We start from the raw sequence: 20,662 nt of genomic DNA, 5'->3' as shown, positions 1-20,662 counted from the left end.
GAACCGCGATGTCGTGCGTTCCCGAAAGGAGCGCCAGCGCCACGGCCCGTCCGTCGATGCCAGTCCGTTGCGGCGCAGGTGGGGGGAAGCGTGTTGTCCGACGAGCAGGATCTTGCGGTCTTCGTGCGCGAGCACGTCCGCTCGGTCTGGGCGCTCGAGCTGCTGCTCGTGCTCAAGCGCGACGCCGAGCGGTGCTGGGACGCCGCCGATCTGGTGCGCGAGCTGCGCGCCTCCACCATGCTGGTCAACGACAACCTGCAGCGCTTCGCCCGCGCCGGCGTGGCCGTCCGCGACGACACCGGCTGCTGGCGCTATCGTCCGGCCGCGCCGGTGATCGCCGACCTCTGCGAACAGCTCGAGGCGGCCTACCGTGAGCGCCCGGTGGCCATCATCAACCTGATCTCGGCCCCGCGCGACCCGCTGCGGTCGCTGGCCGACGCGTTCAAATTCAGAAGAGGGGAGGGGGAATGAAGGATTGGGCCCCCACGGCGGTCTACCTTCTGTGCCTTGTGACCGCCTGCCTGTGCGCCTGGTTGCTCCTGCGCGCCCATCTGCGCAGCCGCTCGCGCCTGCTGCTCTGGACCGCGGCCAGCTTCGTCTTCCTGGCGCTCAATAACCTGGCGCTCGTCGCCGACATGGTGGTGTTCCCCGCCGTCGACCTGTGGATCTGGCGCCAGGTCTCGGCGATGATCGCGCTCGGGATCCTGCTCTACGGCTTCATCTGGGAGATCGAGCCGTGAGCCTGCATCCCAACTTCACCGCCGGCTTCCTGACCGCCGGCTACCTGGTGGCGGGCCTGTTCTTCCTGAAGTTCTGGCGCCGCACGGGCGACCGGCTGTTCGCCGCCTTCGCGGCGGCCTTCGCCCTGATGGCCATCAACCAGGCCGTGCCGGTGCTGTTCGGCATTCCCGACGAGGCGCTGGGCGGGGTCTATCTGCTGCGCCTGGCCGCCTTCCTGCTGATCATCTGGGCGATCCTGCGCAAGAACATCGCCCGCGGCGGCTGACGCCGCGCGTCAGAAGTGGTGGCCGGAAAGCAGGCCCATGGCCGCCAGGATGGCGATCACCACCACCAGGATCAGTCCCGCGTTGCGGCGCCGGCCGAGCACGGGCTCGGCGCCCTTGGGGCCGTGCAGCACCGACTGGACGCGCTTGGCCCGCTCGGCCCGCTTGCGGTCGCGCTTGTAGCGGCGAAGGTCGGTGACCCGGGGGTCGGAACGGTCGGGGTCGGGGCGGCGGGCCATCTGGATTTGCGACCTCAGCCGGCCAGCTTCTCCAGCTCCTCGGCCGGGATGTCCTCGTTGGAGTAGACGTTCTGCACGTCGTCGTCGTCCTCGAGGGCGTCGATCAGCTTCAGGAGCGTCGCCGCCGCGTCGCCCGAGATCGGGGTCTGGCTCTTGGGCCGCCAGACGACCGAGGTCGACTTGGCCTCGCCCAGGGCCTTCTCCAGCGCCCCGGCCACTTCGGAGAGCTGCTCGAAGGCGGTGTAGATGGTGTGGGATTCCTCATCGGATTCCACGTCTTCGGCGCCCGCCTCGATGGCCGCCTCCATCACCGCGTCCTCCGAGCCGGCGCTGGCCGGATAGACGATCTGGCCGACCCGGTCGAACATGAACGACACCGCGCCCGTCTCGCCGAGGTTGCCGCCGTTCTTGCCGAAGATCGAGCGCACGTTGGACGCCGCGCGGTTGCGGTTGTCGGTCATCACCTCGACGATGACGCCCACCCCGCCGGGGCCGAAGCCCTCGTAGCGGATCTCGTCATAGCTCTCGGCGTCGCCGCCGGCGCCCTTCTTGATGGCGCGGTCGATGACGTCCTTGGGCATGGACTCGGCCTTGGCGTTGGCCACGGCCAGCCGCAGGCGCGAGTTCATGTTCGGATCGGGCAGCCCCGCCTTGGCCGCTACGGTGATTTCCCGCGCCAGCTTGGAGAAGAGCTTCGAACGGGCCGCGTCGGCGCGGCCCTTGCGGTGCATGATGTTCTTGAACTTTGAGTGTCCGGCCATCGGCTTGCGCAGGATCAAGGAAGAGGGTTGGCCGCCTTCTACCCTGACGTTCGACCTCAGCGGAACCCCTGCCATGCGCAGGGGTTTGCGCGATCAGGGATGATAGAGGCGGAGGCGCCCACATGAGCGACAGCGTGATCGAGGATATCGACGACGTCCTGCCGCCCGAACCGAACGGCGAACTGGTCCACTGGATGGAGCCCCGGCCGATCAGCCTCGGCGCCACGGGCATCTCGCTGGCCACCGCCGCCGCCTTTGCGCTCGGCGCCCTGACGACCCTCGGCGTGCTGGCCGCGGTCCACTGGCTCGGCCCGCGGCGCGCTCGGGACGACTGACCGCCAGGATCTCGACGCGGAAGTCCGGACAGAAAAAGAGCCCCGGCGGGCTGGGGGGTTCGCCGGGGCTCCATCCGTGTGACGCAGATCGGGGTTGGGGGTGATCGTTGCGTCGGAAGACGTTTCAACGCTGAAATGTGGCAAAATCCAGTCGCATTTTCGCGTCTGCGAAGGCCAAGCTGCGCCATCTCGCCGCAGTGCAGCAATCAGTGCGCGAACCCCGCAACCGAGCCGAGAATTCCGCGCGCTCGAGCCCACTTCGCCACCACCCATAGCGTCCTGGCCCCTGGCGGACGGAACATGTCGCGTCCCGGGCGGCATTACCGAAAGCTAACTTGGCCGTCGCGCCGGGCCTTGGCATCTGGCCGCCGGGATGATCGGGAGATCGGGATGGGGCGCTTCAATCTTGGCCAAAAGGGCGTGGCCATGCGCTTGGCCGTGGGCCTGTCGCTGGCCGCTGGCCTGTCGCTGACGAGCTGGGCGGCTGCGGCCCCGAAGGCCGCCCCGGCGCCGGTGGAGGTGATGGTCGTCGGGACCTTCCACATGAGCAATCCCGGCCAGGACCTCAACAATGTGAAGGCCGACGACGTCCTGGCCCCCAAGCGCCAGGCCGAGATCGCGGCCGTGACCGCGGCCCTGGCCCGCTTCAAGCCGACCAAGGTGGCGGTGGAATGGCCCGCCGAGATCGTCGCCGAGCGCTGGGCCGGTTACCAGGCCGGGACCCTGCCGGCGTCGCGCAACGAGGTGGTGCAGCTCGGCTTCCGCCTGGCGAAGGCGACCGGCGCCCAGGCGGTCGGCGTCGACGTGGACGGTGATTTTCCGTTCGAGGCCGTCCAGGCCTATGCGGAAGCCCACGGCCAGGCGGGCCTGATCGCCGCGGCCATGACCCAGGCGCAGGCCGAGGTGGTGGCCGAAGAGGCTGTGCTCGCCCGCTCCGGCGTCGCTGGCGTCCTGCGCTACGTCAACGATCCGGCCAAGGTGGCCGAGGGCCAGGGCTTCTACCGGTCCATGCTGCGGGTCGGCGGCGGCGCCCAGCAGCCCGGCGCGGAGCTGCTCACCGCCTGGTACCGGCGCAACGCCCTGATCTGCGCCAACATCGTCCAGCAGGCCCGGCCCGGCGACCGGATCGTCGTCCTGTTCGGCTCCGGCCACGCCTTCTTCCTCAAGCAGTGCGCGGCCGAGACCCCCGGCCTGCGCCTGGTGGAGCCCACGGCCTACCTGCCCCGCTAGGCGCCGCGCCCATACCGTTCTTTCTGATAGGGTCCGGTGCGGCGCGCGAAGCTGATTCGCGGAACGGGGGCCGGCGCCATGGTCGGGACGATGACCGCGCGCGAGGCGCTGCTGGCCTCGCTCGACGAACTGCCGATGAATCTGCGCCCGCCCGGCGACGTCGAGGCCGCGGTGCGCGCCGCCGCCGAGCGCCTGACCTCGCCCCGGGCGCTGGAGGTGATCCTCACCCTGCTCGGCGCCGCGACCAGCTTCTGGAGCAAGCCGCCGCAGACCCCGCTGCGGTTTCCGCGCGACCACGCCTTCCATCCGGGCTGCGGGCCCGAGTGGTACTGGCTCACCGCCAACATGGATGTCGCGGGCACGGCCGGCGCCGAGACCATCGCCTTCGTCATGTCCATGGAGCGGCAGCAGCCGATTTCGCCCGACGTGCTGGCGCGGAGCGGCTGGACGGAGGCGGAGAGCCAGTTCCTGTTCAGCTACGCCTGCGTGATCCACACCACGCCCGAGGGCAGCCGCGTCTATGCGCGCCAGCCCAACCTTGTCTGGCCGCCCATGGGCGGGATCACCGAGATGGGCGGCGACCCGTTCGTCATCCGCTGCGGCCCCGACATCTTGGCCGGCTCCGTGAATGTCATGCCCCTGTCGGTGCTGATCGCCGACACCGCCCGCGCCGATCCGCTGATCATCGACGTGACCTGCACCACCGACATGCCGGTGGAGAGCGCCTTCTTCCTGCAGGGCGAGGACGGGGTCACGCCGGAGCCGCGGCCCGGCACTTACTACAGCTGGCCCCAGCTCGCCGTCTCCGGCTCGGTCACCATCGGCGGCCAGACGCATCAGGTGTCGGGCAAGGGCTGGCTCGACCACGAGATGATGTACGGCGAGGTGCCGCCCCTGCATCCGCTCGTCCCGCCGCCGGCCCGCTGGTCCGCGCCGCCGGGCATCCTTGGCTGGACCTTCGGCGACTTCAACTTCGCCAACGGCGACGCCATGGTGGTCGCCGGCTTCCAGGTCGGGCCGCTGCTCACCGAGCTGCCGGCGATCTACGGCTTCTATCTGACGGTCGAGGACGGCAGGTGGAAGAAGACGGCCGTCGAGGGCGTCATCGGGCTCGGCGCCCTGATGCCGCTCACCGCCCAGTGCATGATGCCGGTGAGCTGGAGCTGCGCCCTGGTGGCCGACGGCCCGCCCTTCGAGCTGACCGTCGAGGCCAAGCCCTGGTACGTGGACGGCAGCTTCATGTCGGCGAACCTCAGCGTCCAGGGCGAGACGCCGGTCGGCCTCACCCTGTCCTGGCTCGGCGCGTCGGAGATCATCCCCGGCGTCGGCTACTGCGAGAGTGTCGGCTACGAGCCGCCGGCCACCTACATGGCGCGCGCGCTCGCCTTCCTCGCCGCCTCTCCCTGACCAAGACGGTCCCCAGGGCGAATGATCGGCTGGCGATCGGCTGAAGATCGGTTCGGCGTCCTATCCGGCCAGGGGCAAATCATCGGCCTTCTCCCGTCGAGCGGCCAAGCCCTGGCCGCCGACCGGACGGAGGCAATTTGCGATGCCCCGCAGGATCGCCGCCTGCGCACTCTTCCTGGCCGTGGCGTTCTTCGCCGCGCCGGGGCGCGCCGAGCCTCACCCCACGCGCGCCGCGGCCGACGCGGTCTTCGCCCTGGAGGTCGACCTCCAGAGCGAGGCCGGCGCGCGCGCCGTGCTCGCCAGGATCCGCTCCGCCGCCGGCGTCACCTGCGGCGGCCCCAAGGAGGCGAAGCTGGCGGCGTCCCGCTACGAGGCCTGCGTCGAGGACACCGTGGCGCGGGCGATCCGGATGCTCGGCGATGCGCGGCTGGTGCGGCTGCACCGCGGCGAGGACGCGCCCGCCGGCGCCTTCCAGGAAACCCGCCGCTAGGATGACCGCTCCCTCTGAAGCTTGGCTTATGGCGGCGTGCGGCCGGCGCTGGTACACCACAGGCGTATCGGGCCACGCAGCCGGCCCGATCGGGGGCGTCGGCGGCCGATGGGCGGGATCAGGGACGGGGCGAGGGTGCGCGGCGTCGCGACGTCCGACGCGCCCGATCCGACTCGGCCAAATTCCGCTCGTCCAGATCCCGTTCGGCTCGCCCACGAGGCGCCCTTCGACATGGGCGGGCTCAGCGTCCAGCCGGCGCTGCGCCGCGTGACCCATCCCGACGGCCGCCAGCAGATCCTCCAGCCGCGGGTCATGCAGGTGCTCGTGGCGCTCGCCCGCGCCGAGGGCGAGATCCTGTCGCGCGACGAGCTCCTGGCCACCTGCTGGCCGGGCATGGTGGTCGGCGAGGATGCGCTCAACCGGGTGATCGGCCAGCTCCGCAAGCTCTGCGACCACCTCACCGGCGGCGAGCTCCGGATCGAAACCATCACCAAGGTCGGCTATCGGCTGGTCGGCGCCGGCCTCGTGGCGGCGGCGGCGGCGGCCCAGGCCGGCGACGGCGACCCGCTGCTCGCGGTCCTGGCCTTCGACAACCTCTCGGGCGACGCCGACTTCCTCTACTTCTCCGACGGCATCTCCGAGGAGGTGCTGCTGACCGTCGCCAAGACGACGGGCCTCAGGGTGCTCGGCCGCTCCTCCAGCTTCCACTACCGCGGGGCGGACAAGTCGGTCCGCCGCGTCGCCGACGAACTTGGCGCGACCCATGTGCTGGACGGGGCGGTGCGCCGCGCCGGCGACAGCGTCAGGATCTCTGTCGAGCTCGTCGACTGCGCCAGCCAGACCACGGTGTGGACCGATCGTTTCGACCGGCGGCTGGCCGACGTCTTCACCCTGCAGGACGAGATCGCGGCCCATGTGGCGGCGGCCCTGAAGGCGAAGTTCGCGCCCTCGGTCAGCGCCGGCCCGATCGATCCGGCCGCCTTCGACCTCGTGCTGCGGGCCCGCGCGCCGGGGCCGGACCTCATCGGTTTCAACGCCCCCCTGCTCGAGCAGGCGGTGGCCCTGGCGCCGGACTTCGCCGAGGCCTGGGCCTTGCTGGCCTTCGCCCGGGCCATATCCCGCCGCTGGCTCGGGGTCGACGCCGCCCAGGCCTCGGCCCTGCGCCGCGGCGCCATGGAGGCGGCGGAGCGGGCTCTCGCCCTCGATCCGCGGGCGGCCCACGCCTACCTCGCCCTCGAGATGATCGAGCCGATGTGCGGCGCCTACGCCAAGCGGCTCAGCCTGGTGGACCTGGCCCTCGCCGCCGCGCCGAACGACCCGATGGTGCTGACCCACATGGCGGGCCTGCACGACATCCTCGGGCATCAGGCCCTGGCCTACAGCTACATCGCCCGCGCCTACCGCCTCGACCCCCGCTACGCCGCCTTCTACCTGCCCTACCTCCAGGAGAGCGTCGGCCTGCGCCAGGAGGCCCGCTCGACCCTCGACCGCGACGTCGAGCGCTGGCCCGACATCATCGTCCTGCACATCGTGGCCATGCGCTTCGCGGTGGAGGCGGGGGACTGGGCCCGCTTCGAACGCGAGCGCGCCGTCCTGCCGCCGGAGTCGCTCGCCTCCCCGATCGTGCGAGGTCTCCTGCTGATGGCCGAGCGTGTCCGCGGCTGGTCGCCGGCGATCGCCCGCCAGGTGGTGGACGAGCTGCGGACCAGCGTGGCGCAGACCGGCACGGCGCCGCTCGGCGGCCTTGGCCTGCCCGCCGGCCTCGGCCTTGCCGGGCCCATCTACGACATCCTCGAGGACGCCAGCTTCGACCACCTCTACCATTCGGAGGGCCTGCTGACGTCCGGGGAGACGGCGCTGAACGTGCTGTTCACCGCCTCCTACGAGGCCATGCGCGCCGACCCGAGGTTCGTGCGCCTGTGCGTCAAGCTGGGGCTGGCGGAGTATTGGGCGGCGAGCGACCACTGGCCCGACTTCGCCGCCGAGGTCGCCCCGATCTACGACCTCAAGGCCGAGGTCCGCCGCCTGCTCGACCGCTAGGCCGGGACCGCTAGGCCGGGACCTCCGGGCAGTCGAACCGCTCGATGCGGCCGCCCACGAGGCGGAAGACGGCGTCCTGCGGCACGTCTTGATCGATGGTCTCCCGGCGGGAGAAGCCGGCATAGGCGCCGCGCAACAGGCGGCCCGAGACCCCATGGCCCACCACGATCAGGCGCCGCTCGGGCTCGGGCGGCAGGTCGGCGAGGAAGTCCGCCACGCGCCGCCATACCGCCTCATAGGTCTCGCCCCCCGGCGCGCCGTAGAACCATTCCTTGTTGGCGAGGCGCTCGGGATGGAGGCGGAAGATCTCGCTCCGCAGCCGTCCCTCCCACTCGCCGCAGCAGATCTCCGCCAGGCGATCCTCGGTCTCGAGGCGAAGTCCCGTCCGCTCGGCGATGGCGGCGGCGGTCGCCTGCGCCCGGCCGAGCGGGCTGGCCACCAGCCGCCAGCCCCCCGGGCCGACCCCGGCGGCGCCCTCGGCCGACAGTCGTTGGGCCAGCAGCTCCGCCATGGCCTGCGCCTGCAGGCGGCCGCGCGGCGTCAGCGGGGACTCCGTGCGGCCCTGGATCCGCTGCTCGACGTTCCACTCCGTCTGCCCGTGGCGGACGAGGTAGATCACCGCTTGCGCCGCACGACGGGGTGCGAGGAGGACAGGCCGCCGTCCACCGCGATGAACTGGCCGTTGACGTAGGACGCTTCGTCCGAGGCCAGGAACAGGCCCATGTTGGCGATCTCGATGGGCTCGCCGCCGCGGGTCAGCGGGTTGAGCTGGCCGATCTTCTCCTCGGTGCCGCGGGCGCGAGCCTGGTCGTAGACCGGCTTGGTCATGCCGGTCTCGATCAGCCCCGGGCAGATGGCGTTGACCCGCACGCCGGTGCCGTAGAGCTCATTGGCCGAGGTCTGCGCCAGGCTGATGACGCCGGCCTTCGACGCCGAATAGGGCATGCCGCCGGCGCCCGAGCGGATGCCGGCCACCGAGGCGGTCATGATGATCGAGCCCTTGCCCGCGGCGACCATGATCGGGGCGGCGTGCTTCAGGGCCAGGAAGTGGCCGATCAGGTTGATGCGGACGATCTCGGCCCAGTGGGCGGCGTCCTGCTCCTGCATGGGAACCCAGCCGCCGGAGACGCCGGCGTTGGCCCACAGCACGTCGAGGCCGCCGTGGTCGTCCACCGCCCGCTTCACATAGCTCGCCACGAAGGCCTCGTCGGCCGCATCGCCGGTCAGGGCCAGCGCCTTGCCGCCGGCCTCGGTGATGGCCTTGGCAGTGTCGGCCACCGTCTCGGCGCGGTCGACGCACACCACCCGCGCGCCCTCGGCGGCGAACAGCTTGGCGGCGGCGCGGCCGATGCCGCTGGCCGCGCCGGTGATCACGGCCGAGCGGCCCTCCAGACGTCCCATGGATATCCCCTTCGTTGGTGTGGTGTTCAGGCCGCGGCCCTGGCGCGGCTGGCGGCCGCGACGATGGCGTCGACGATGGTGTCGTAGAGCCCGGGCGGCAGGTCGTGGCCCATGCCCTCGACGACGCGCAGCTCCGCGCCCGGGACCGCCTTGGCGGTCAGCTCGCCGCCGATCGGCTGGACCAGCGGGTCGTGCGTGCCGTGCACCACCACCGCCGGGACGCTGAGCTTGGCGAGGTCCGGCGCGCGGTCGCCATCGTTGAAGATCGCCCGCCGCTGCCGCGCCACGCCCTCCGGATTGAACGCCCGCCGGTGCTCGGCGATCACCCGCTCGCGCAGCGCCGCCTCGTCCCACGGATAGCCGGGGCTGCCGATGATCCGGGCGTTCTTCACCCCGTGCGCCACGAAGGCCTCGAAGTCGGCCGCCGGATCCGGCGGCGGGGTGTTCAGCACCGCCGCCGCCTCGGGGGTCGACTGCAGGGCCGGGCCGACGCCGGGCGCCGACATGATCGAGGTGATCGACAGCACCCGGTGCGGATGGTCGATGGCCACCTTCTGGGTGATCATCCCGCCCATCGAGACGCCCGCCACGTGGGCGCGCTCGACGCCCGCGGCGTCCAGCACCGCCATGGCGTCGGCGGCCATGTCGGAGAGGGTGTAGCTCTGCCCGTCCAGCCAGCTCGACAGGCCGACGTCGCGGTTGTCGAAGCGGATGGCGCGGTAGCCGCGGGCCACCAGCCTCTCGCAGAAGGGCTCGGGCCAGCGGGTCATCTGCGAGCCGAGGCCGTTGATCAGCAGGATGGTCTCGGGCCGGTCGTCGCCGAAGGTCTCGTACTCCAGCTCGACGGCGCCATTGCGTGCGCGGGGCATGGGCGAGGCTCCTTTACGGGATCAGCAGCACGCGGCCGACGGCCTGGCGGCTTTCGATGTAGCGGTGGGCGTCGGCGGCCTCCGACAGCTTGAAGGTGCGGTCGATGACGACCTTCAGCTCGCCCTTGGCGACGTCGGCGATCAGCCCCTTGATGATGTCGTAGACCCGGTCGGTGCCGATCTCGGCCCCGAGGAAGACGCCCGACAGGCTGCGGTTGCCGCCCATCATGGTCGAGACGTCCACCTTCATCGGCTCGCGTCCGGCCGCGCCGACCATCGACACCCGCCCGCGGTAGGCCAGCGACAGGATCGAGCCCTGCAGGGTGCTGCCGCCGACCGGATCGACGATCACGTCGGCGCCCTTCTTGTCGGTCAGCCGCATCACCTCGCTGACCACGTCGTCGCGCTGGTAGTTGATGCCGTGGGTCAGGCCATAGGCCTTGAGCTTCTCCAGCCGCGCGTCCGAGGAGGCGGTGGCCAGCACCATCGAGGCGCCGGCCCGGGCGGCGAGCTGGATGGCGGCGATGCCGACGCCCGAGGCGCCCGCCTGCACCAGCACCACCTCGCCTTTCTTCATCCGGCCGAACTCGAACAGGCACTCGTGCGCCGTGCCGAACGGGATCGGCACGCAGGCCGCGGTCTTGACGTCCATGCCGTCCGGGATCGGCCAGGCGGCGCGCGCCGCCACGGCCCGCAGCTCGGCGTGGCTGCCGTGCGAGCCGGTGGTGACCACCTTCTGGCCGACCCTCAGGTCCTCGACCTCGGCGCCCACCTCGACGATCTCGCCCGCCGCCTGGTAGCCGACGATGTGCGGCTTGGTGACCAGCGCCCCGCGGAAGCGGTTCAGGGTGTCGCCGCCCTCGATCGACACGGCCTCGACGCGGATGACCACGCCCTTGGGGTGGCACTGCGGATCGGGCGTCTCCTCGTAGCGGAAAACGTCGGGCCCGCCGTTCTCATAGTACACCGCAGCCTTCATCCCGGGGCTTCCTCTCATCCAAACATCTGTTTGACTTCACGCATCCCACGGCCATGCTGATGACGCAAGGGGAGCTTCGATGCAGCTGGCCAAACCGCGCGTGGACATCGGCCTGTCCACCAACCACCTCGAGCCCATGCTGGCCTTCTGGCAGAACGAGGCGGGTGTGCCGTTCGACCACCTGCTGCCGATCCGGCCCGGCCAGGACCAGCACCGCCACGACGCCAACGGCAGCGTGCTGAAGATCAACCACCACGCCGAGCCGCTGCCGGCCAATCCGCCCGCCGGCTATCGCGAGCTGATCATCGCCCGAGAGGGCCTCACCGCCCCACGCCATCTCGCCGATCCCGAGGGCAATCGCGTCAGCCTCGTCCCTCCGGGCTGGCAGGGCGTGCGCCAGGTCGGCGTCCGCATCGCCGTGCGCGACCTCGCCGCCCACCGCCGCTTCTACCGCGAGGCCCTGGAGCTTCCGGAGGAGGAACCTGAACGGACTCCGGGCCGGTTCCGCGCCGGCGAGACCCTGATCATCCTGGAAGAGGACCCGAGCGCGCCGGTCGACGCCGCCATGCAGGGCCCGGGCTGGCGCTACATCACCTTTCAGGTGTTCAAGGTCGACGAGGAGCACGCCAAGGTGCTGGCCCGCGGCGGCCGCGAGGCCCTCGCCCCCGTCACCCTCGGCTCGACGGCGCGGATCTCCATGGTGCGCGATCCCGACGGCAACTGGATCGAGCTTTCCCAACGCGCCTCGATCGTCGGTTCGCTCGAATAACCTGTGTGAAGCTTTCATACACGCAAGGCGTGATATGCGGGCGTCGGCCGGGGGGCCATGCTTGAGTCGGCGAGCCTGATTTGAACGTCTTCTTCGTGTGCGGAGCGCCCAAGTCGGGCACGACGTGGATGCAGCGCGTCCTCGACGCCCATCCCGAGGTCTGCTGCTCGGGCGAGGGGCATTTCATCGAGCGCTTCACCGGGCCTCTGGCCCAGGTCGTCCGCGGCTACAACGAGGACCTCGCGATCGAGACCGACCAGGTCTACCAGGGCGAGCCCTACTACCAGCCGGTCAGCCAGGCCGAGTTCGACGCGGTGGCGCGCGCCTTCATCCTCTCGCGGCTCAGCTCGCGGGCCGGGCCCGAGGCGCGCTGGGTGGGCGACAAGACCCCGCGCTACACCCACCAGCTCGAACAGCTCAACCGCCTGTTCCCCGAGGCGCGCTTCATCCACATCGTCCGCGACCCGCGGGACGTGGCCGTGTCGCGCATGGGCCACTCCCACCGCGTCGGCCTGTGGGACGTGTTCCGCCCCGGGTCGCAGCAGCATCGCGACGCCGTCGAGGCGACGATCCTGGGCTGGAAGGAGGCGGTGGCCAAGGTCGCGGCCTTCGCCGACGCCCACCCCGGCCGGGTGCACGAGGTGCGCTATCGCGACCTGCACGCCGATCCGGTCAGCGAGAACACCCGGCTGTTCTCCTTCCTCGGCGTCAGCGACCAGCCCGTGCTGATGCGGATGATCGCCGCCCAGACCTCCTTCGAGGCGGTCTCCGGCCGCAAGCCGGGCGATGAGGATCCCAGCTCCTTCCTACGCAAGGGCCTGCCCGACGACTGGAAGACCCGCCTCGACGCGGACACCGCCCGCTTCATCGCCGAGAACTGCGGCGAGCTGATGCGCCAGAAGCGCTTCGTCGCCTAGGCCAGTCGCCGCAGCGCCTGCGCCGTGTGGGCGTCGGCCGGCAGGAAGGTCTCCAGCGCCAGCTCCGAGAGGGTGACGTCGAGCGGCGTGCCGAACACCGTCGTCGTGCTGAAGAACGACAGCACGCCGGCGTCCGGGGTGCGCAGCTGCAGCGGCACGGCGAGCCCGCCGTAGTCCGCGCCGGGATCGGCCGCCGTCTGCTCCGGCGGCGCGGGATAGGCGGCCAGCTCCTCAAGCAGGACCTGCAGCTCGGCGTCGGCGGTGGCCTCGATCTGGCTCTTCAGCCGCTCGAGGATGTGCGCCCGCCATTCGGCGAAGTTGGCGATCCGGGGGCCGAGCCCCTCCGGGTGCAGGCTGACCCGCAGCACATTGACCGGCGGCTCGAGCAGGAAGGGGGCGACGCCGGCCAGCAGCGGGCCGAGCGCGCGGTTGGCGGCGAGCATCCGCCAGCCGCGGTCCACCACCAGCGCCGGAAAGGGCTCGTGGCCGGCCAGCACCAGGTCGATCGAACGGCGCACGCCCGCCAGGGCCGGATCGTCCAGGCTGCGCTCGGCGAAGGCCGGGGCGAAGCCGGCGGCCAGCAGCAGGGCGTTGCGGGCGCGCAACGGCGCGTTCAGTTCCTCGGCGAGGCGCAGCACCATCTCGCGGCTCGGCCGCGCGCGGCCGGTCTCGATGAAGCTCAGGTGCCGTGTCGAGATCCCCGCGTCGCACGAAAGGTCGAGCTGGCTCAGCCTTCGCCGCTCACGCCACTCGCGGATCAGGGCGCCGACGGTCGGGCCGGGACCGACGCCTGGAGTGGGACTGCGGGGCGAGGCGGCGAGGGTGCTCATCGCGGCGATCTAAGCCTGCCGCCGGCCGCTGCGCCATTACCTGCCGGGTAATCGACGCGCTTCCCCGACGATGGCGTCCTGTTGGCCGACCTTTCCACAGGAGCCGTCCCATGAACCGCCGCCTCGTTCTCCAGACCGCCGCCCTCGGCGGAGCCGGCGCCCTCGCCGCCACCCTTGCCTCCCCGGCCGCAGCCGCCGTCCGCCCGCGCCCCGCGGCGCCTCCGCCGCTCGGATCGGCGGACGTCCGCGCCGCCGACGGCGCCGCGCTCGCCTGCACCGACTGGGGCTCGGGCCCGCCGGTGGTGTTCGTCAGCTCCTGGGCCATGCCGTCCCGCATGTGGCAGGCGCAGGTCGCCGCCCTCAGCCAGGCCGGCCTGCGCTGCGTCGCCTTCGATCGGCGCGGCCACGGCCGTTCGCCCGACCCGGGCCGCGGCTACGACATGGACACCCTGGCCGCCGACCTCGCCGCCGTGCTCGACCAGCTCGACCTGCGCGGCGTCACCCTGGTCGGCCATTCGATGGGCTGCGCGGAGGCGATCCGCTACCTGGCGCGGGATGACGCCGGGCGGGTGAAGCGGGCGGTGCTGCTCGCCCCCGCCGCGCCCTACCTCACCCGCACGGCCGACAACCCCTTCGGCCTGCCGCCCGAGGCGCACGACCAGATCCGCGCCGCCTGGACCCGCGATTTCCCTCGCTGGGTGGCCGACAACGCCCGGCCCTTCTACACGCCCGAGACCTCCGCCGAGGCGGTGGCCTACGGCGCGCAGATGCTGCTCGAATGTCCGCTGCCGGTGGTGCTCGCCTGCAACCGCGCCTTGACCGCGACCGACCTCCGCGCCGACTGCGCCAAGGTCGCCGTGCCGACCCGGGTGATCCACGGCGACATGGACGCCTCCGCCCCGCTGGAGATGACCGGCCGGCGCGTGGCCGCCCTGATCCCCGGCGCGGAGCTGGTGGTGCTGAAAGGGGCGCCGCACGGCCTCTTCACCACCCATGCCGAGGCGGTGAACCAGCACATCCTGGCTGCGGCCAGGGCGTGACCGGTTCAGGAGGCGCCCGTCAGCCGGCGGGCGCCTCCGCCCGTCCGGCGAAGGTCTCCCCCCAGGCCCGCATGCTGAGCAGCACCGGCTCCAGGGTCCGCCCCAGGGGCGTCAGCTCGTACTCCACCTTGGGCGGCACCTCCGGATAGACGATCCGGCGGATCACCCCGTCGGCCTCCAGCTCGCGCAACTGCAGGGTGATCATCCGCGGCGTCGCCGCCGGCGTCAGCCGGCACAGCGCGTTGAAGCGCAGCTTGCCGTCCAGCAGGTGGAACAGCAGCACCGGCTTCCACGTCCCGCCGATCACCGACAGGGTGGTCTCCACCGCGCAGCCGGTGCGCCCGGCCCGCCGTCTCGCTCGTTTGGTCTCGGCAGCGTCCATTATCGGTCACGTACTATCATCGGTGATAGTACATGCGAAGTTTGTACGTACTGGCGTAAGCGTCGCCGTGCGCCGATCTGGAGGCCGTCGCGAGAAGGAGACAGCCCATGCGCGCCGCCTGGTACGAACGCAAAGGTCCCGCCGCCGAGGTGCTCACGGTCGGCGAACGGCCGGTCCCCGAGCCCGGCCCGGGCGAACTGCTGGTGCGGGTCCGCGCCTCGGGCGTGAACCCCTCCGACACCAAGGGCCGCGGCGGCGCGCGGGGAAACACCGCCATGCCGTTCCCGCTGATCGTCCCGCACCAGGACGGGGCGGGCGAGGTGGTGGCCGCCGGCTCGCCGGACCTCGCCTCCCGCGTCGGCGAGCGCGTCTGGTTCTACGAGGCGCAGCTGGGCCGCCCGTTCGGCTCGGCCGCGGACTATGTGGCGATCCCCGCCGCCAAGGCCGTGCGCCTGCCGGACGGCGTCAGCTTCGAGGCGGGCGCCTGCCTCGGCGTGCCGGCCATGACCGCGCACCGGGCGGTGTTCGCCGACGGCCCGGTCGAGGGCAAGACGGTGTTCGTCTCCGGCGGGGCCGGGGCGGTGGGCCGCTACGCCGTGCAGTTCGCCAGGCTCGGCGGCGCCCGGGTGATCGCCACCGTGAGTTCGGACGAGGACGCCGACAGCGCCAGGGCGGCCGGGGCGGAACTGGTCATCGACCGCAAGCGCGAGGATGTCGCCGCCAGGGTCGCCGCCTTCACGGGGGCTGCCGACGGGCGCGGCGTCGACCGGTTCGTGGAGGTGGCCTTCGGGGCCAACCTGCCGCTGATCGCGGCCCTGCTGAAGCCGAACGGCGTGGTCGCCACCTATGCCAGCGACGCCGACCCGGAGCCCGTGCTGCCGTTCTGGCCACTGGTCGGGCTCGACGCCACCGTCCACTTCGTCCTGGTCTATGTGATGGACGCCGCCGCCCACGCCGCCGCCGCCGAGGCGATCACGGAGGCGCTCGAGGCCGGAACGCTCAGCCACGACATCGCCGAGATCCTCGACCTCGCCGACATCGCCCGCGCCCACGAACGCGTCGAGAAGGGCGCCGGCGGCAAGATCGTCGTCCGCCCCTAGCCCGCCCTCATTCCGCGGCCACGGCGGCCGGGGCGCGCTCGCGCCGACGCACCTTCATCGGCAGGCCGCCGACCGGCCGGATGGTCACGTTGTGGCGGAGCTTCACCGGTGCGTCGCTGGCGAGGTCGAGCTCGTAGTGCTGCGCCAGGGTCGCCATGATCAGCTGGATCTCGGTCTCGGCGAGCCGCTGGCCGATGCAGACCCGCGGGCCGGCGCCGAACGGCATGGCCGCCAGCCTGGGGCGGCCTTCGCTGCGCTCCGGCAGCCAGCGGTCGGGGTCGAAGCGCTCCGCCTCCGGCCAGGTCCTGCGGTGCCGCTGCAGCACCCAGGGCGCCACCACGACGTAGGCCCCGGCCCGGACCTTCACCCCGCCGAGGTCGTCCTCCCGCCGCGCCACCCGCGCCGAGATGCCCGGCGTCGGCGGCAGGAGGCGCAGGGACTCCTCCACGACCCGGCGCGCGAACGGCAGGTCCGCGAGGTCCGCCCCCGTCGGCCTGCGCCCGCCCAGCACCCGGTCCAGCTCCTCGTGCAGCCGCGCCCGCTCCTGCGGGTGCCGCGCCAGCAGGTACCAGATCCAGGTCATGGCCGTGGCGGTGGTCTCGTGGCCCGCGATGAAGATGGTGATCAGCTCGTCGCGCACCTCGCGCGGCGTGAAAGCCAGGCCGGTCTCGGCGTCGCGCGCGGCGATCAGGCGTGACAGCAGGTCGTTGGGGGCATCTGCCCGGCCTTCCCGGCGCGCGATCATCGCCGCCACCGCCTCGTCTAGCGGCGCGAACAGGGTCTGCATCCGCCTCTCGCGCTCGGCCATCCTGATGGCCCGCGTGCCCGGCAGCATGTCGAACAGGTTGAAGTCGGAGAACTGCGGCGCCCGGTCGAGGATCGCCTTGATCACCGGCTCCAGCGCCTCGCCCTCGCCGGAGAACATGGTCCTGGCGATGATCGCCAGGGTCAGGTCGGTCATGTCCCCGGAAACCTCGACGACCGCCCCGTCCTCCAGATTACCCCAGCGCTGCACGAAGGCCTCGGAACTCTCCGCCATCGCCGGGGCGTAGCCGGCCACGCTGCGCGGGTCGAAGGCCGGCGCCATCGTCCGGCGGTGCTTCCTCCAGGCCTCGCCGTCGAGCCCCAGCAGGCCCTGGCCGAACAGGGCCGAGAACATCCGCAGCTCGATCTCCGCCTTCGGATAGTCCGCCGGGCGGTCGATCATCACCTGCTTGGCCAGCTCGGGATCGCCGACATAGACGATGTCGCCGATCAGGCTCTTCTGCAGAAGCACCGGCTGTTCGTAGATCTCGTCCGGCATCGACCACGGCATGCCGCGCCGCTTTCCGCGGATCAGGTCCCAGAAGGTGAAGGGGGGCTTGTCGGTCAGCGCCCCCGGCAGGACGGGGTCGGGCAGGCGCGCAGCATCTTCGGTCATCGGCCTCTCCTTGAAAGAGCGGCGTTCTCCGAAGAGCTGTAGCACACGATCCCCTCTCCCGCACGGCGGGAGAGGCTCTAGGCTGCGTTCTTCTTCACGAAGGCGCGGATGGCGGCGATCACCTGGTCCTGGTCGTCCTCGGTCAGATAGGCGTGCATCGGCAGGCTGATGACCTTTCCCGCCTTGACCTCCGTCACCGGCAGGCCGCCGGGCGCGACCGGATAGCCCGAATAGACGCCCTGCCTGTGGATCGGGATCGGGTAGTAGACCGCGGTCGGCACGCCCTGCTCGCGCAGCGCCGCGGCGAGGCCGTCGCGGTCCTGGGTCTCGATCGTGTACTGCGCCCAGACCGAGACCCCGCCCTCGATGACCTTCGGCACGGTGACCAGGTCGGAAAGGCCCGCGGCGTAGCGCGCGGCCACCCGGTTCCGCGCCGCGATCTCGTCGGCGAAGATAGAGAGCTTCTGCAGCAGCACCGCCGCCTGGATGGTGTCCATCCGTCCGTTGATGCCGACGCGCACGTTCAGGTACTTCGGGTCGTGCTCGAAGGTCTTGCCTTCGATGTCCGACTTCACCGCCTGGCCGTGGACCCGCAGCGAGACGATCAGGTCGCGCAGCCGCTCGTCCTTGACCAGCACCGCCCCGCCGTCGCCGTAGCAGCCGAGCGGCTTGGCCGGGAAGAAGGAGGTGGTGGCCACGTCCGCCCAGTGGATCGGGTGCTGGCCGTTCAGCGTGCAGCCGAAGCCCTGGGCCGAGTCGGCGATCAGCTTCAGCCCGTGCTTTTTCGCCACCGCCGCGATCGCCGGATAGTCGGCCGGCTGGCCGAACAGGTCGACGGCGATCACCGCCCTGGGCGTCAGTTCGCCCTTGGCCTTCACCGCCTCGATGGCGGCGTCCAGGCTCTCGGGATCGAGGTTGTAGGTCACCGGGTCGATGTCGACGAACACCGGCGAGGCGCCGACCAGCGGCATCACCTCGGCCGTCGCCGCGAAGGTGAAGGACGGGCAGAACACCGCATCGCCCGGCCCGATCTCCCAGGCCATCAGCGGCAGCACCAGGGCCTCGGTGCCCGAGCCGCAGGACAGGGCGAAGGGCGCCTCGCCGAAGGCGGCCAGGGCGGCTTCGAACTCGGCGATCTCCGGGCCCATGATGTAGGCGCCCGAGCGCACCACCTTGAGGATCGCGTCCTCGAGGGACTGGCCGAGGCGCTGGCGCTGGGCCTGCAGGTCGATGAAGGGGATCGGCATTCGTCTCTGGTGTCCGGCTCCCGGGCTTTGGGAGCGGGCGCTAGATGCCATGCGTCGCCCGGCCTAGCCAAACACGCTTGTTTTCGAATGATTTCGCCGCTTCAGGCCCACTCCATCAGCGCCGGCCCGGCCATCGCCGGGTCGCTGATCGACACCTGCCCGGTCTCGACGCGTCCGGCGTAGCGCTGCAGGAAGCCGGCGCTCCCCGGCGCGGCGACGATGAGATCGTACCAGCCGCCCGTGCGAGCCAGCGGCCAGGCGCGCCGCGCCGCCTCGCCGGGACCCAGGCGCACGCGCCAGGGCGCCAGGTCATAGGCGCCGGCCTCCACCGCCGCGTCGAGCGGCCGGTCGGAGAGATTGCGAAGGTGGAGGACGAGGCGGGCCGACAAGGTCGCGCCGATCATCGTCACCGCCAGCGGCGCGCGGCCGCGGAAGCGGCGATGGAAGCCGTTCGGTCCGAGGATCCACAGATCGGCGCCCGGGCCCCAGCGGTCCTGCAATCGCGTCCCGGCGCCCAGGGTGTAGCGCCGCGGGACCGCGGCCAGGTCGGTCAGGTCATAGACGTGGAACACCGCGCCGGCCGCTCCGTCGTTGGCGAAGGTGACGATCGTCTCCTCTCCGCTGGACTGCAGCACGGCGTCCAGCCGGTAGGGCAGGGGCCGCGAGGGGCGCACCCCGCTCGCCTGCGCCGGGGCCGCCGGCTCGGCCGGGGTTGGCGGCCGGGTCGTGTGCGGCAGGGCGGCGGCGCGCGCGGCGGTCTCGGCCGTGGCGGGCAGGCGCGGCGCGCCGGCCGCGCGGTTCGGCGCCCGGAAGTCGAAGCAGCTCGTCAGGTCGCCGCAGACGCTCCGCCGCCAGGGCGAGATGTTCGGCTCGGCGACCCCGAACCGCGCCTCGAGGAACCGCAGCACCGAGGTGTGGTCGAAGACCTGCGAATTGACGAAGCCGCCGCGGCTCCAGGGCGAGATCACGTACATCGGCACGCGCGGCCCCAGGCCATAGGGCCGGCCGAACAGATCCGGCCGGTCCGCCTTGGCTTCGGCCGGATTGGGATGCAGGTGGTGCTCGCCGGCGAGGTCCACCGTCGAGCCGCCGATCAGGCCGCCGGCCGCATCCCGCGACGGCGGGGCGGGCGGCGGCGCGTGGTCGAAGAAGCCGTCGTTCTCGTCGAACATCACGAGCAGCACGGTCTTGGCCCAGACCGCGGGATCGGCGGTCAGGGCGTCCAGCACCCGGGCGGTGAAGTCGGCGCCCTGCGCCGGGCTCGAGGGGCCCGGATGCTCGCTGTCCTTGGCCGGCGCGACGATCCACGAGACCTGCGGCAGCCGGCCGGCCAGCACGTCGGCCTTCAGGGCGTCGAGCCGCCAGGTGGACAGGCCCTCGCGCGCCAGCGCCGGGTCCGATCCCGGCGCGCCCTGGTGCGAGTCGCGGAACGGCTTGAAGCCGACCAGGGGGTTGTCGGTGAAGTTGTCGGCCATGTCCTGGTAGACACGCCAGGAGACGCCCGCCGCCTGCAGCCGCTCGGCATAGGTGGTCCAGGTGTAGGAGGCCGGCGCGCCGCCCTGCTCGGGCAGGCTGTCGTGCGAGTTGGAGAGCGAGGGCCCGCCGCCCCGGCCCGCCGGATCGTTCGCGCCGGTGAACAGGAACAGCCGGTTGGTGTTGGTCCCCACCTGCATGGAGCAGTGGTAGGCGTCGCAGAGGGTGAAGGCCTCGGCCAGGGCGAACTGGAAGGGGATGTCCGCCTTCTCGTAGAAGCCCATGGCGTGCTCGCCCTTGACCGCCGGCCAGTGGCCCATCCGGCCCTCGTCCCAGGCGTCCTGGGCGTCGGTCCAGTTGTGCGGCGTGCCCTCCACCCGCATGTGGGCGAAGCTCTGGGCGGTGTTCAGCGGGAACGGCGCGATGCGCGGCGGCTTGCCCGGCCCCGGCTTGTTGGCCTGCGTCCACACCGTGCGCCCGCCGGGCAGCGGGGCGGGGAAGCGGTCGCCGAAGCCGCGCACACCGGCCATGGTCCCGAAGTAGTGATCGAAGCTGCGGTTCTCCTGCATGAACACCACGACGTGCTCGACGTCGGCGATGGTGCCGGTCCGCACATGGGCGTCGATCGCCCGCGCCCGGGCGATGGCCGGGGGCAGCGCCGCCCCCGCCGCCGCGGCCGCCAGGAATGTGCGTCGATCGAGCATGGCCGAGACTCCCCCGAAAGGGCCG

The 20,662-nt window shown here is 71.9% G+C and carries 23 protein-coding genes; 12 read left to right on the top strand and 11 right to left on the bottom strand.

The window, feature by feature from the left end:
• The first annotated feature begins 93 nt into the window (after window positions 1–93).
• Genes DJ017_RS00685 through DJ017_RS00675 form a run of 3 tightly spaced genes read left to right on the top strand, consistent with a single transcriptional unit; the run spans window position 94 to window position 1,006 of the window.
• On the top strand, window positions 94–471 hold the full coding sequence (locus tag DJ017_RS00685; protein WP_111526902.1) for a hypothetical protein: 378 nt from the start codon (window positions 94–96) through the stop codon (window positions 469–471).
• A complete protein-coding gene (locus tag DJ017_RS00680; RefSeq protein WP_111526901.1) occupies window positions 468–740 on the top strand; it encodes a DUF5985 family protein in 273 nt (90 codons plus the stop codon). The genes DJ017_RS00685 and DJ017_RS00680 overlap by 4 nt, the downstream gene beginning before the upstream one ends.
• Window positions 737–1,006: a DUF5985 family protein gene (locus DJ017_RS00675; RefSeq protein ID WP_226999969.1), complete on the top strand. Its 270-nt coding sequence runs from the start codon at window positions 737–739 to the stop codon at window positions 1,004–1,006. The genes DJ017_RS00680 and DJ017_RS00675 overlap by 4 nt, the downstream gene beginning before the upstream one ends.
• A 9-nt stretch (window positions 1,007–1,015) precedes the next feature.
• Here DJ017_RS00675 and DJ017_RS00670 read toward each other — a convergent pair whose 3' ends face one another.
• Window positions 1,016–1,243 carry a hypothetical protein gene (locus DJ017_RS00670; RefSeq protein WP_111526900.1) on the bottom strand — a complete coding sequence of 76 codons (228 nt, stop codon included), beginning with the start codon at window positions 1,241–1,243 and terminating at the stop codon, window positions 1,016–1,018.
• A gap of 14 nt (window positions 1,244–1,257) precedes the next feature.
• Window positions 1,258–2,004: a YebC/PmpR family DNA-binding transcriptional regulator gene (locus DJ017_RS00665; RefSeq protein WP_111529905.1), complete on the bottom strand. Its 747-nt coding sequence runs from the start codon at window positions 2,002–2,004 to the stop codon at window positions 1,258–1,260.
• A 122-nt stretch (window positions 2,005–2,126) separates the two neighbouring features.
• On the opposite strand from DJ017_RS00665, the gene DJ017_RS00660 reads away from it, so the two are divergent.
• From DJ017_RS00660 to DJ017_RS00640, 5 genes are all read left to right on the top strand, one after another.
• On the top strand, window positions 2,127–2,339 hold the full coding sequence (locus tag DJ017_RS00660; protein ID WP_111526899.1) for a hypothetical protein: 213 nt from the start codon (window positions 2,127–2,129) through the stop codon (window positions 2,337–2,339).
• A 390-nt stretch (window positions 2,340–2,729) separates the two neighbouring features.
• The gene (locus tag DJ017_RS00655; protein WP_111526898.1) at window positions 2,730–3,569 is read left to right on the top strand and encodes a DUF5694 domain-containing protein; all 840 of its coding nucleotides are present in this window, start codon (window positions 2,730–2,732) and stop codon (window positions 3,567–3,569) included.
• A gap of 78 nt (window positions 3,570–3,647) precedes the next feature.
• Complete coding sequence (locus DJ017_RS00650; RefSeq protein ID WP_111526897.1) at window positions 3,648–4,976, top strand: lipocalin-like domain-containing protein; 1,329 nt, start codon at window positions 3,648–3,650, stop codon at window positions 4,974–4,976.
• A gap of 142 nt (window positions 4,977–5,118) precedes the next feature.
• Window positions 5,119–5,466, top strand: coding sequence for a UrcA family protein (locus DJ017_RS00645; RefSeq protein ID WP_111526896.1), 348 nt, complete (start codon window positions 5,119–5,121; stop codon window positions 5,464–5,466).
• Window positions 5,467–5,697: 231 nt separating this feature from the next.
• A complete protein-coding gene (locus tag DJ017_RS00640) occupies window positions 5,698–7,506 on the top strand; it encodes a winged helix-turn-helix domain-containing protein (protein ID WP_165830486.1) in 1,809 nt (602 codons plus the stop codon).
• 10 nt (window positions 7,507–7,516) lie between these two features.
• On the opposite strand, the gene DJ017_RS00635 is transcribed toward DJ017_RS00640, so the two are convergent.
• The 4 genes from DJ017_RS00635 to DJ017_RS00620 are packed head-to-tail and all read right to left on the bottom strand — an operon-like array spanning window position 7,517 to window position 10,755.
• Window positions 7,517–8,125 (bottom strand): histidine phosphatase family protein, encoded by a 609-nt coding sequence (locus DJ017_RS00635; RefSeq protein WP_111526894.1) that lies wholly within the window; start codon window positions 8,123–8,125, stop codon window positions 7,517–7,519.
• Complete coding sequence (locus DJ017_RS00630) at window positions 8,122–8,907, bottom strand: SDR family NAD(P)-dependent oxidoreductase (protein WP_111526893.1); 786 nt, start codon at window positions 8,905–8,907, stop codon at window positions 8,122–8,124. The genes DJ017_RS00635 and DJ017_RS00630 overlap by 4 nt, the downstream gene beginning before the upstream one ends.
• Window positions 8,908–8,933: 26 nt before the next feature.
• Window positions 8,934–9,776, bottom strand: coding sequence for an alpha/beta fold hydrolase (locus DJ017_RS00625; RefSeq protein ID WP_111526892.1), 843 nt, complete (start codon window positions 9,774–9,776; stop codon window positions 8,934–8,936).
• 13 nt (window positions 9,777–9,789) lie between these two features.
• Window positions 9,790–10,755 carry a quinone oxidoreductase family protein gene (locus DJ017_RS00620; RefSeq protein WP_111526891.1) on the bottom strand — a complete coding sequence of 322 codons (966 nt, stop codon included), beginning with the start codon at window positions 10,753–10,755 and terminating at the stop codon, window positions 9,790–9,792.
• Window positions 10,756–10,834: 79 nt separating this feature from the next.
• Here DJ017_RS00620 and DJ017_RS00615 point away from each other — a divergent pair, with 79 nt between their 5' ends.
• Both DJ017_RS00615 and DJ017_RS00610 read left to right on the top strand, forming a co-directional pair.
• A complete protein-coding gene (locus tag DJ017_RS00615; RefSeq protein ID WP_111526890.1) occupies window positions 10,835–11,524 on the top strand; it encodes a VOC family protein in 690 nt (229 codons plus the stop codon).
• A gap of 80 nt (window positions 11,525–11,604) precedes the next feature.
• Complete coding sequence (locus DJ017_RS00610; RefSeq protein WP_111526889.1) at window positions 11,605–12,441, top strand: sulfotransferase family protein; 837 nt, start codon at window positions 11,605–11,607, stop codon at window positions 12,439–12,441.
• On the opposite strand, the gene DJ017_RS00605 is transcribed toward DJ017_RS00610, so the two are convergent.
• Complete coding sequence (locus DJ017_RS00605) at window positions 12,438–13,271, bottom strand: helix-turn-helix domain-containing protein (protein ID WP_111526888.1); 834 nt, start codon at window positions 13,269–13,271, stop codon at window positions 12,438–12,440. The two genes, DJ017_RS00610 and DJ017_RS00605, sit on opposite strands and share 4 nt — an antisense overlap.
• Before the next feature lie 110 nt (window positions 13,272–13,381).
• Here DJ017_RS00605 and DJ017_RS00600 point away from each other — a divergent pair, with 110 nt between their 5' ends.
• Window positions 13,382–14,311 carry an alpha/beta fold hydrolase gene (locus DJ017_RS00600; RefSeq protein WP_111526887.1) on the top strand — a complete coding sequence of 310 codons (930 nt, stop codon included), beginning with the start codon at window positions 13,382–13,384 and terminating at the stop codon, window positions 14,309–14,311.
• 19 nt (window positions 14,312–14,330) lie between these two features.
• Here DJ017_RS00600 and DJ017_RS00595 read toward each other — a convergent pair whose 3' ends face one another.
• Window positions 14,331–14,693 (bottom strand): winged helix-turn-helix transcriptional regulator, encoded by a 363-nt coding sequence (locus DJ017_RS00595; RefSeq protein ID WP_111526886.1) that lies wholly within the window; start codon window positions 14,691–14,693, stop codon window positions 14,331–14,333.
• A gap of 107 nt (window positions 14,694–14,800) precedes the next feature.
• Between DJ017_RS00595 and DJ017_RS00590 the strand changes: the two genes are divergently transcribed.
• On the top strand, window positions 14,801–15,793 hold the full coding sequence (locus DJ017_RS00590) for an NADPH:quinone reductase (RefSeq protein ID WP_111526885.1): 993 nt from the start codon (window positions 14,801–14,803) through the stop codon (window positions 15,791–15,793).
• Window positions 15,794–15,800: 7 nt separating this feature from the next.
• Here the strand turns inward: DJ017_RS00590 and DJ017_RS00585 are convergent, their stop codons facing one another.
• The 3 genes from DJ017_RS00585 to DJ017_RS00575 all read right to left on the bottom strand — a co-directional run bounded on the left by DJ017_RS00585 (window position 15,801) and on the right by DJ017_RS00575 (window position 20,637).
• Window positions 15,801–17,213, bottom strand: a complete 1,413-nt coding sequence (locus DJ017_RS00585) for a cytochrome P450 (RefSeq protein ID WP_111526884.1) — start codon at window positions 17,211–17,213, stop codon at window positions 15,801–15,803.
• Between the two features lie 77 nt (window positions 17,214–17,290).
• Window positions 17,291–18,460, bottom strand: coding sequence for a DegT/DnrJ/EryC1/StrS family aminotransferase (locus DJ017_RS00580; RefSeq protein ID WP_111526883.1), 1,170 nt, complete (start codon window positions 18,458–18,460; stop codon window positions 17,291–17,293).
• A 101-nt stretch (window positions 18,461–18,561) separates the two neighbouring features.
• A complete protein-coding gene (locus tag DJ017_RS00575) occupies window positions 18,562–20,637 on the bottom strand; it encodes a phosphocholine-specific phospholipase C (protein WP_111526882.1) in 2,076 nt (691 codons plus the stop codon).
• Window positions 20,638–20,662: the final 25 nt, after the last annotated feature.

It is taken from the genome of Phenylobacterium soli (assembly GCF_003254475.1).
Lineage (GTDB): Bacteria > Pseudomonadota > Alphaproteobacteria > Caulobacterales > Caulobacteraceae > Phenylobacterium > Phenylobacterium soli.
The sequence above is the reverse complement of the archived record's forward strand: the minus strand, read 5'-3'. Positions and strand labels throughout refer to the sequence as shown.

Excerpts from the sequence above, each read along its gene's own strand:
- DJ017_RS00680 (WP_111526901.1), top strand. The coding sequence starts at position 468 with ATGAAGGATTGGGCCCCCACGGCGGTCTACCTTCTGTGCCTTGTGACC.
- DJ017_RS00670 (WP_111526900.1), bottom strand. The coding sequence starts at position 1,243 with ATGGCCCGCCGCCCCGACCCCGACCGTTCCGACCCCCGGGTCACCGAC.
- DJ017_RS00665 (WP_111529905.1), bottom strand. The coding sequence starts at position 2,004 with ATGGCCGGACACTCAAAGTTCAAGAACATCATGCACCGCAAGGGCCGC.
- DJ017_RS00660 (WP_111526899.1), top strand. The coding sequence starts at position 2,127 with ATGAGCGACAGCGTGATCGAGGATATCGACGACGTCCTGCCGCCCGAA.
- DJ017_RS00655 (WP_111526898.1), top strand. The coding sequence starts at position 2,730 with ATGGGGCGCTTCAATCTTGGCCAAAAGGGCGTGGCCATGCGCTTGGCC.
- DJ017_RS00650 (WP_111526897.1), top strand. The coding sequence starts at position 3,648 with ATGGTCGGGACGATGACCGCGCGCGAGGCGCTGCTGGCCTCGCTCGAC.
- DJ017_RS00645 (WP_111526896.1), top strand. The coding sequence starts at position 5,119 with ATGCCCCGCAGGATCGCCGCCTGCGCACTCTTCCTGGCCGTGGCGTTC.
- DJ017_RS00640 (WP_165830486.1), top strand. The coding sequence starts at position 5,698 with ATGGGCGGGCTCAGCGTCCAGCCGGCGCTGCGCCGCGTGACCCATCCC.
- DJ017_RS00630 (WP_111526893.1), bottom strand. The coding sequence starts at position 8,907 with ATGGGACGTCTGGAGGGCCGCTCGGCCGTGATCACCGGCGCGGCCAGC.
- DJ017_RS00625 (WP_111526892.1), bottom strand. The coding sequence starts at position 9,776 with ATGCCCCGCGCACGCAATGGCGCCGTCGAGCTGGAGTACGAGACCTTC.
- DJ017_RS00620 (WP_111526891.1), bottom strand. The coding sequence starts at position 10,755 with ATGAAGGCTGCGGTGTACTATGAGAACGGCGGGCCCGACGTTTTCCGC.
- DJ017_RS00615 (WP_111526890.1), top strand. The coding sequence starts at position 10,835 with ATGCAGCTGGCCAAACCGCGCGTGGACATCGGCCTGTCCACCAACCAC.
- DJ017_RS00605 (WP_111526888.1), bottom strand. The coding sequence starts at position 13,271 with ATGAGCACCCTCGCCGCCTCGCCCCGCAGTCCCACTCCAGGCGTCGGT.
- DJ017_RS00600 (WP_111526887.1), top strand. The coding sequence starts at position 13,382 with ATGAACCGCCGCCTCGTTCTCCAGACCGCCGCCCTCGGCGGAGCCGGC.
- DJ017_RS00595 (WP_111526886.1), bottom strand. The coding sequence starts at position 14,693 with ATGGACGCTGCCGAGACCAAACGAGCGAGACGGCGGGCCGGGCGCACC.
- DJ017_RS00590 (WP_111526885.1), top strand. The coding sequence starts at position 14,801 with ATGCGCGCCGCCTGGTACGAACGCAAAGGTCCCGCCGCCGAGGTGCTC.
- DJ017_RS00585 (WP_111526884.1), bottom strand. The coding sequence starts at position 17,213 with ATGACCGAAGATGCTGCGCGCCTGCCCGACCCCGTCCTGCCGGGGGCG.
- DJ017_RS00580 (WP_111526883.1), bottom strand. The coding sequence starts at position 18,460 with ATGCCGATCCCCTTCATCGACCTGCAGGCCCAGCGCCAGCGCCTCGGC.
- DJ017_RS00575 (WP_111526882.1), bottom strand. The coding sequence starts at position 20,637 with ATGCTCGATCGACGCACATTCCTGGCGGCCGCGGCGGCGGGGGCGGCG.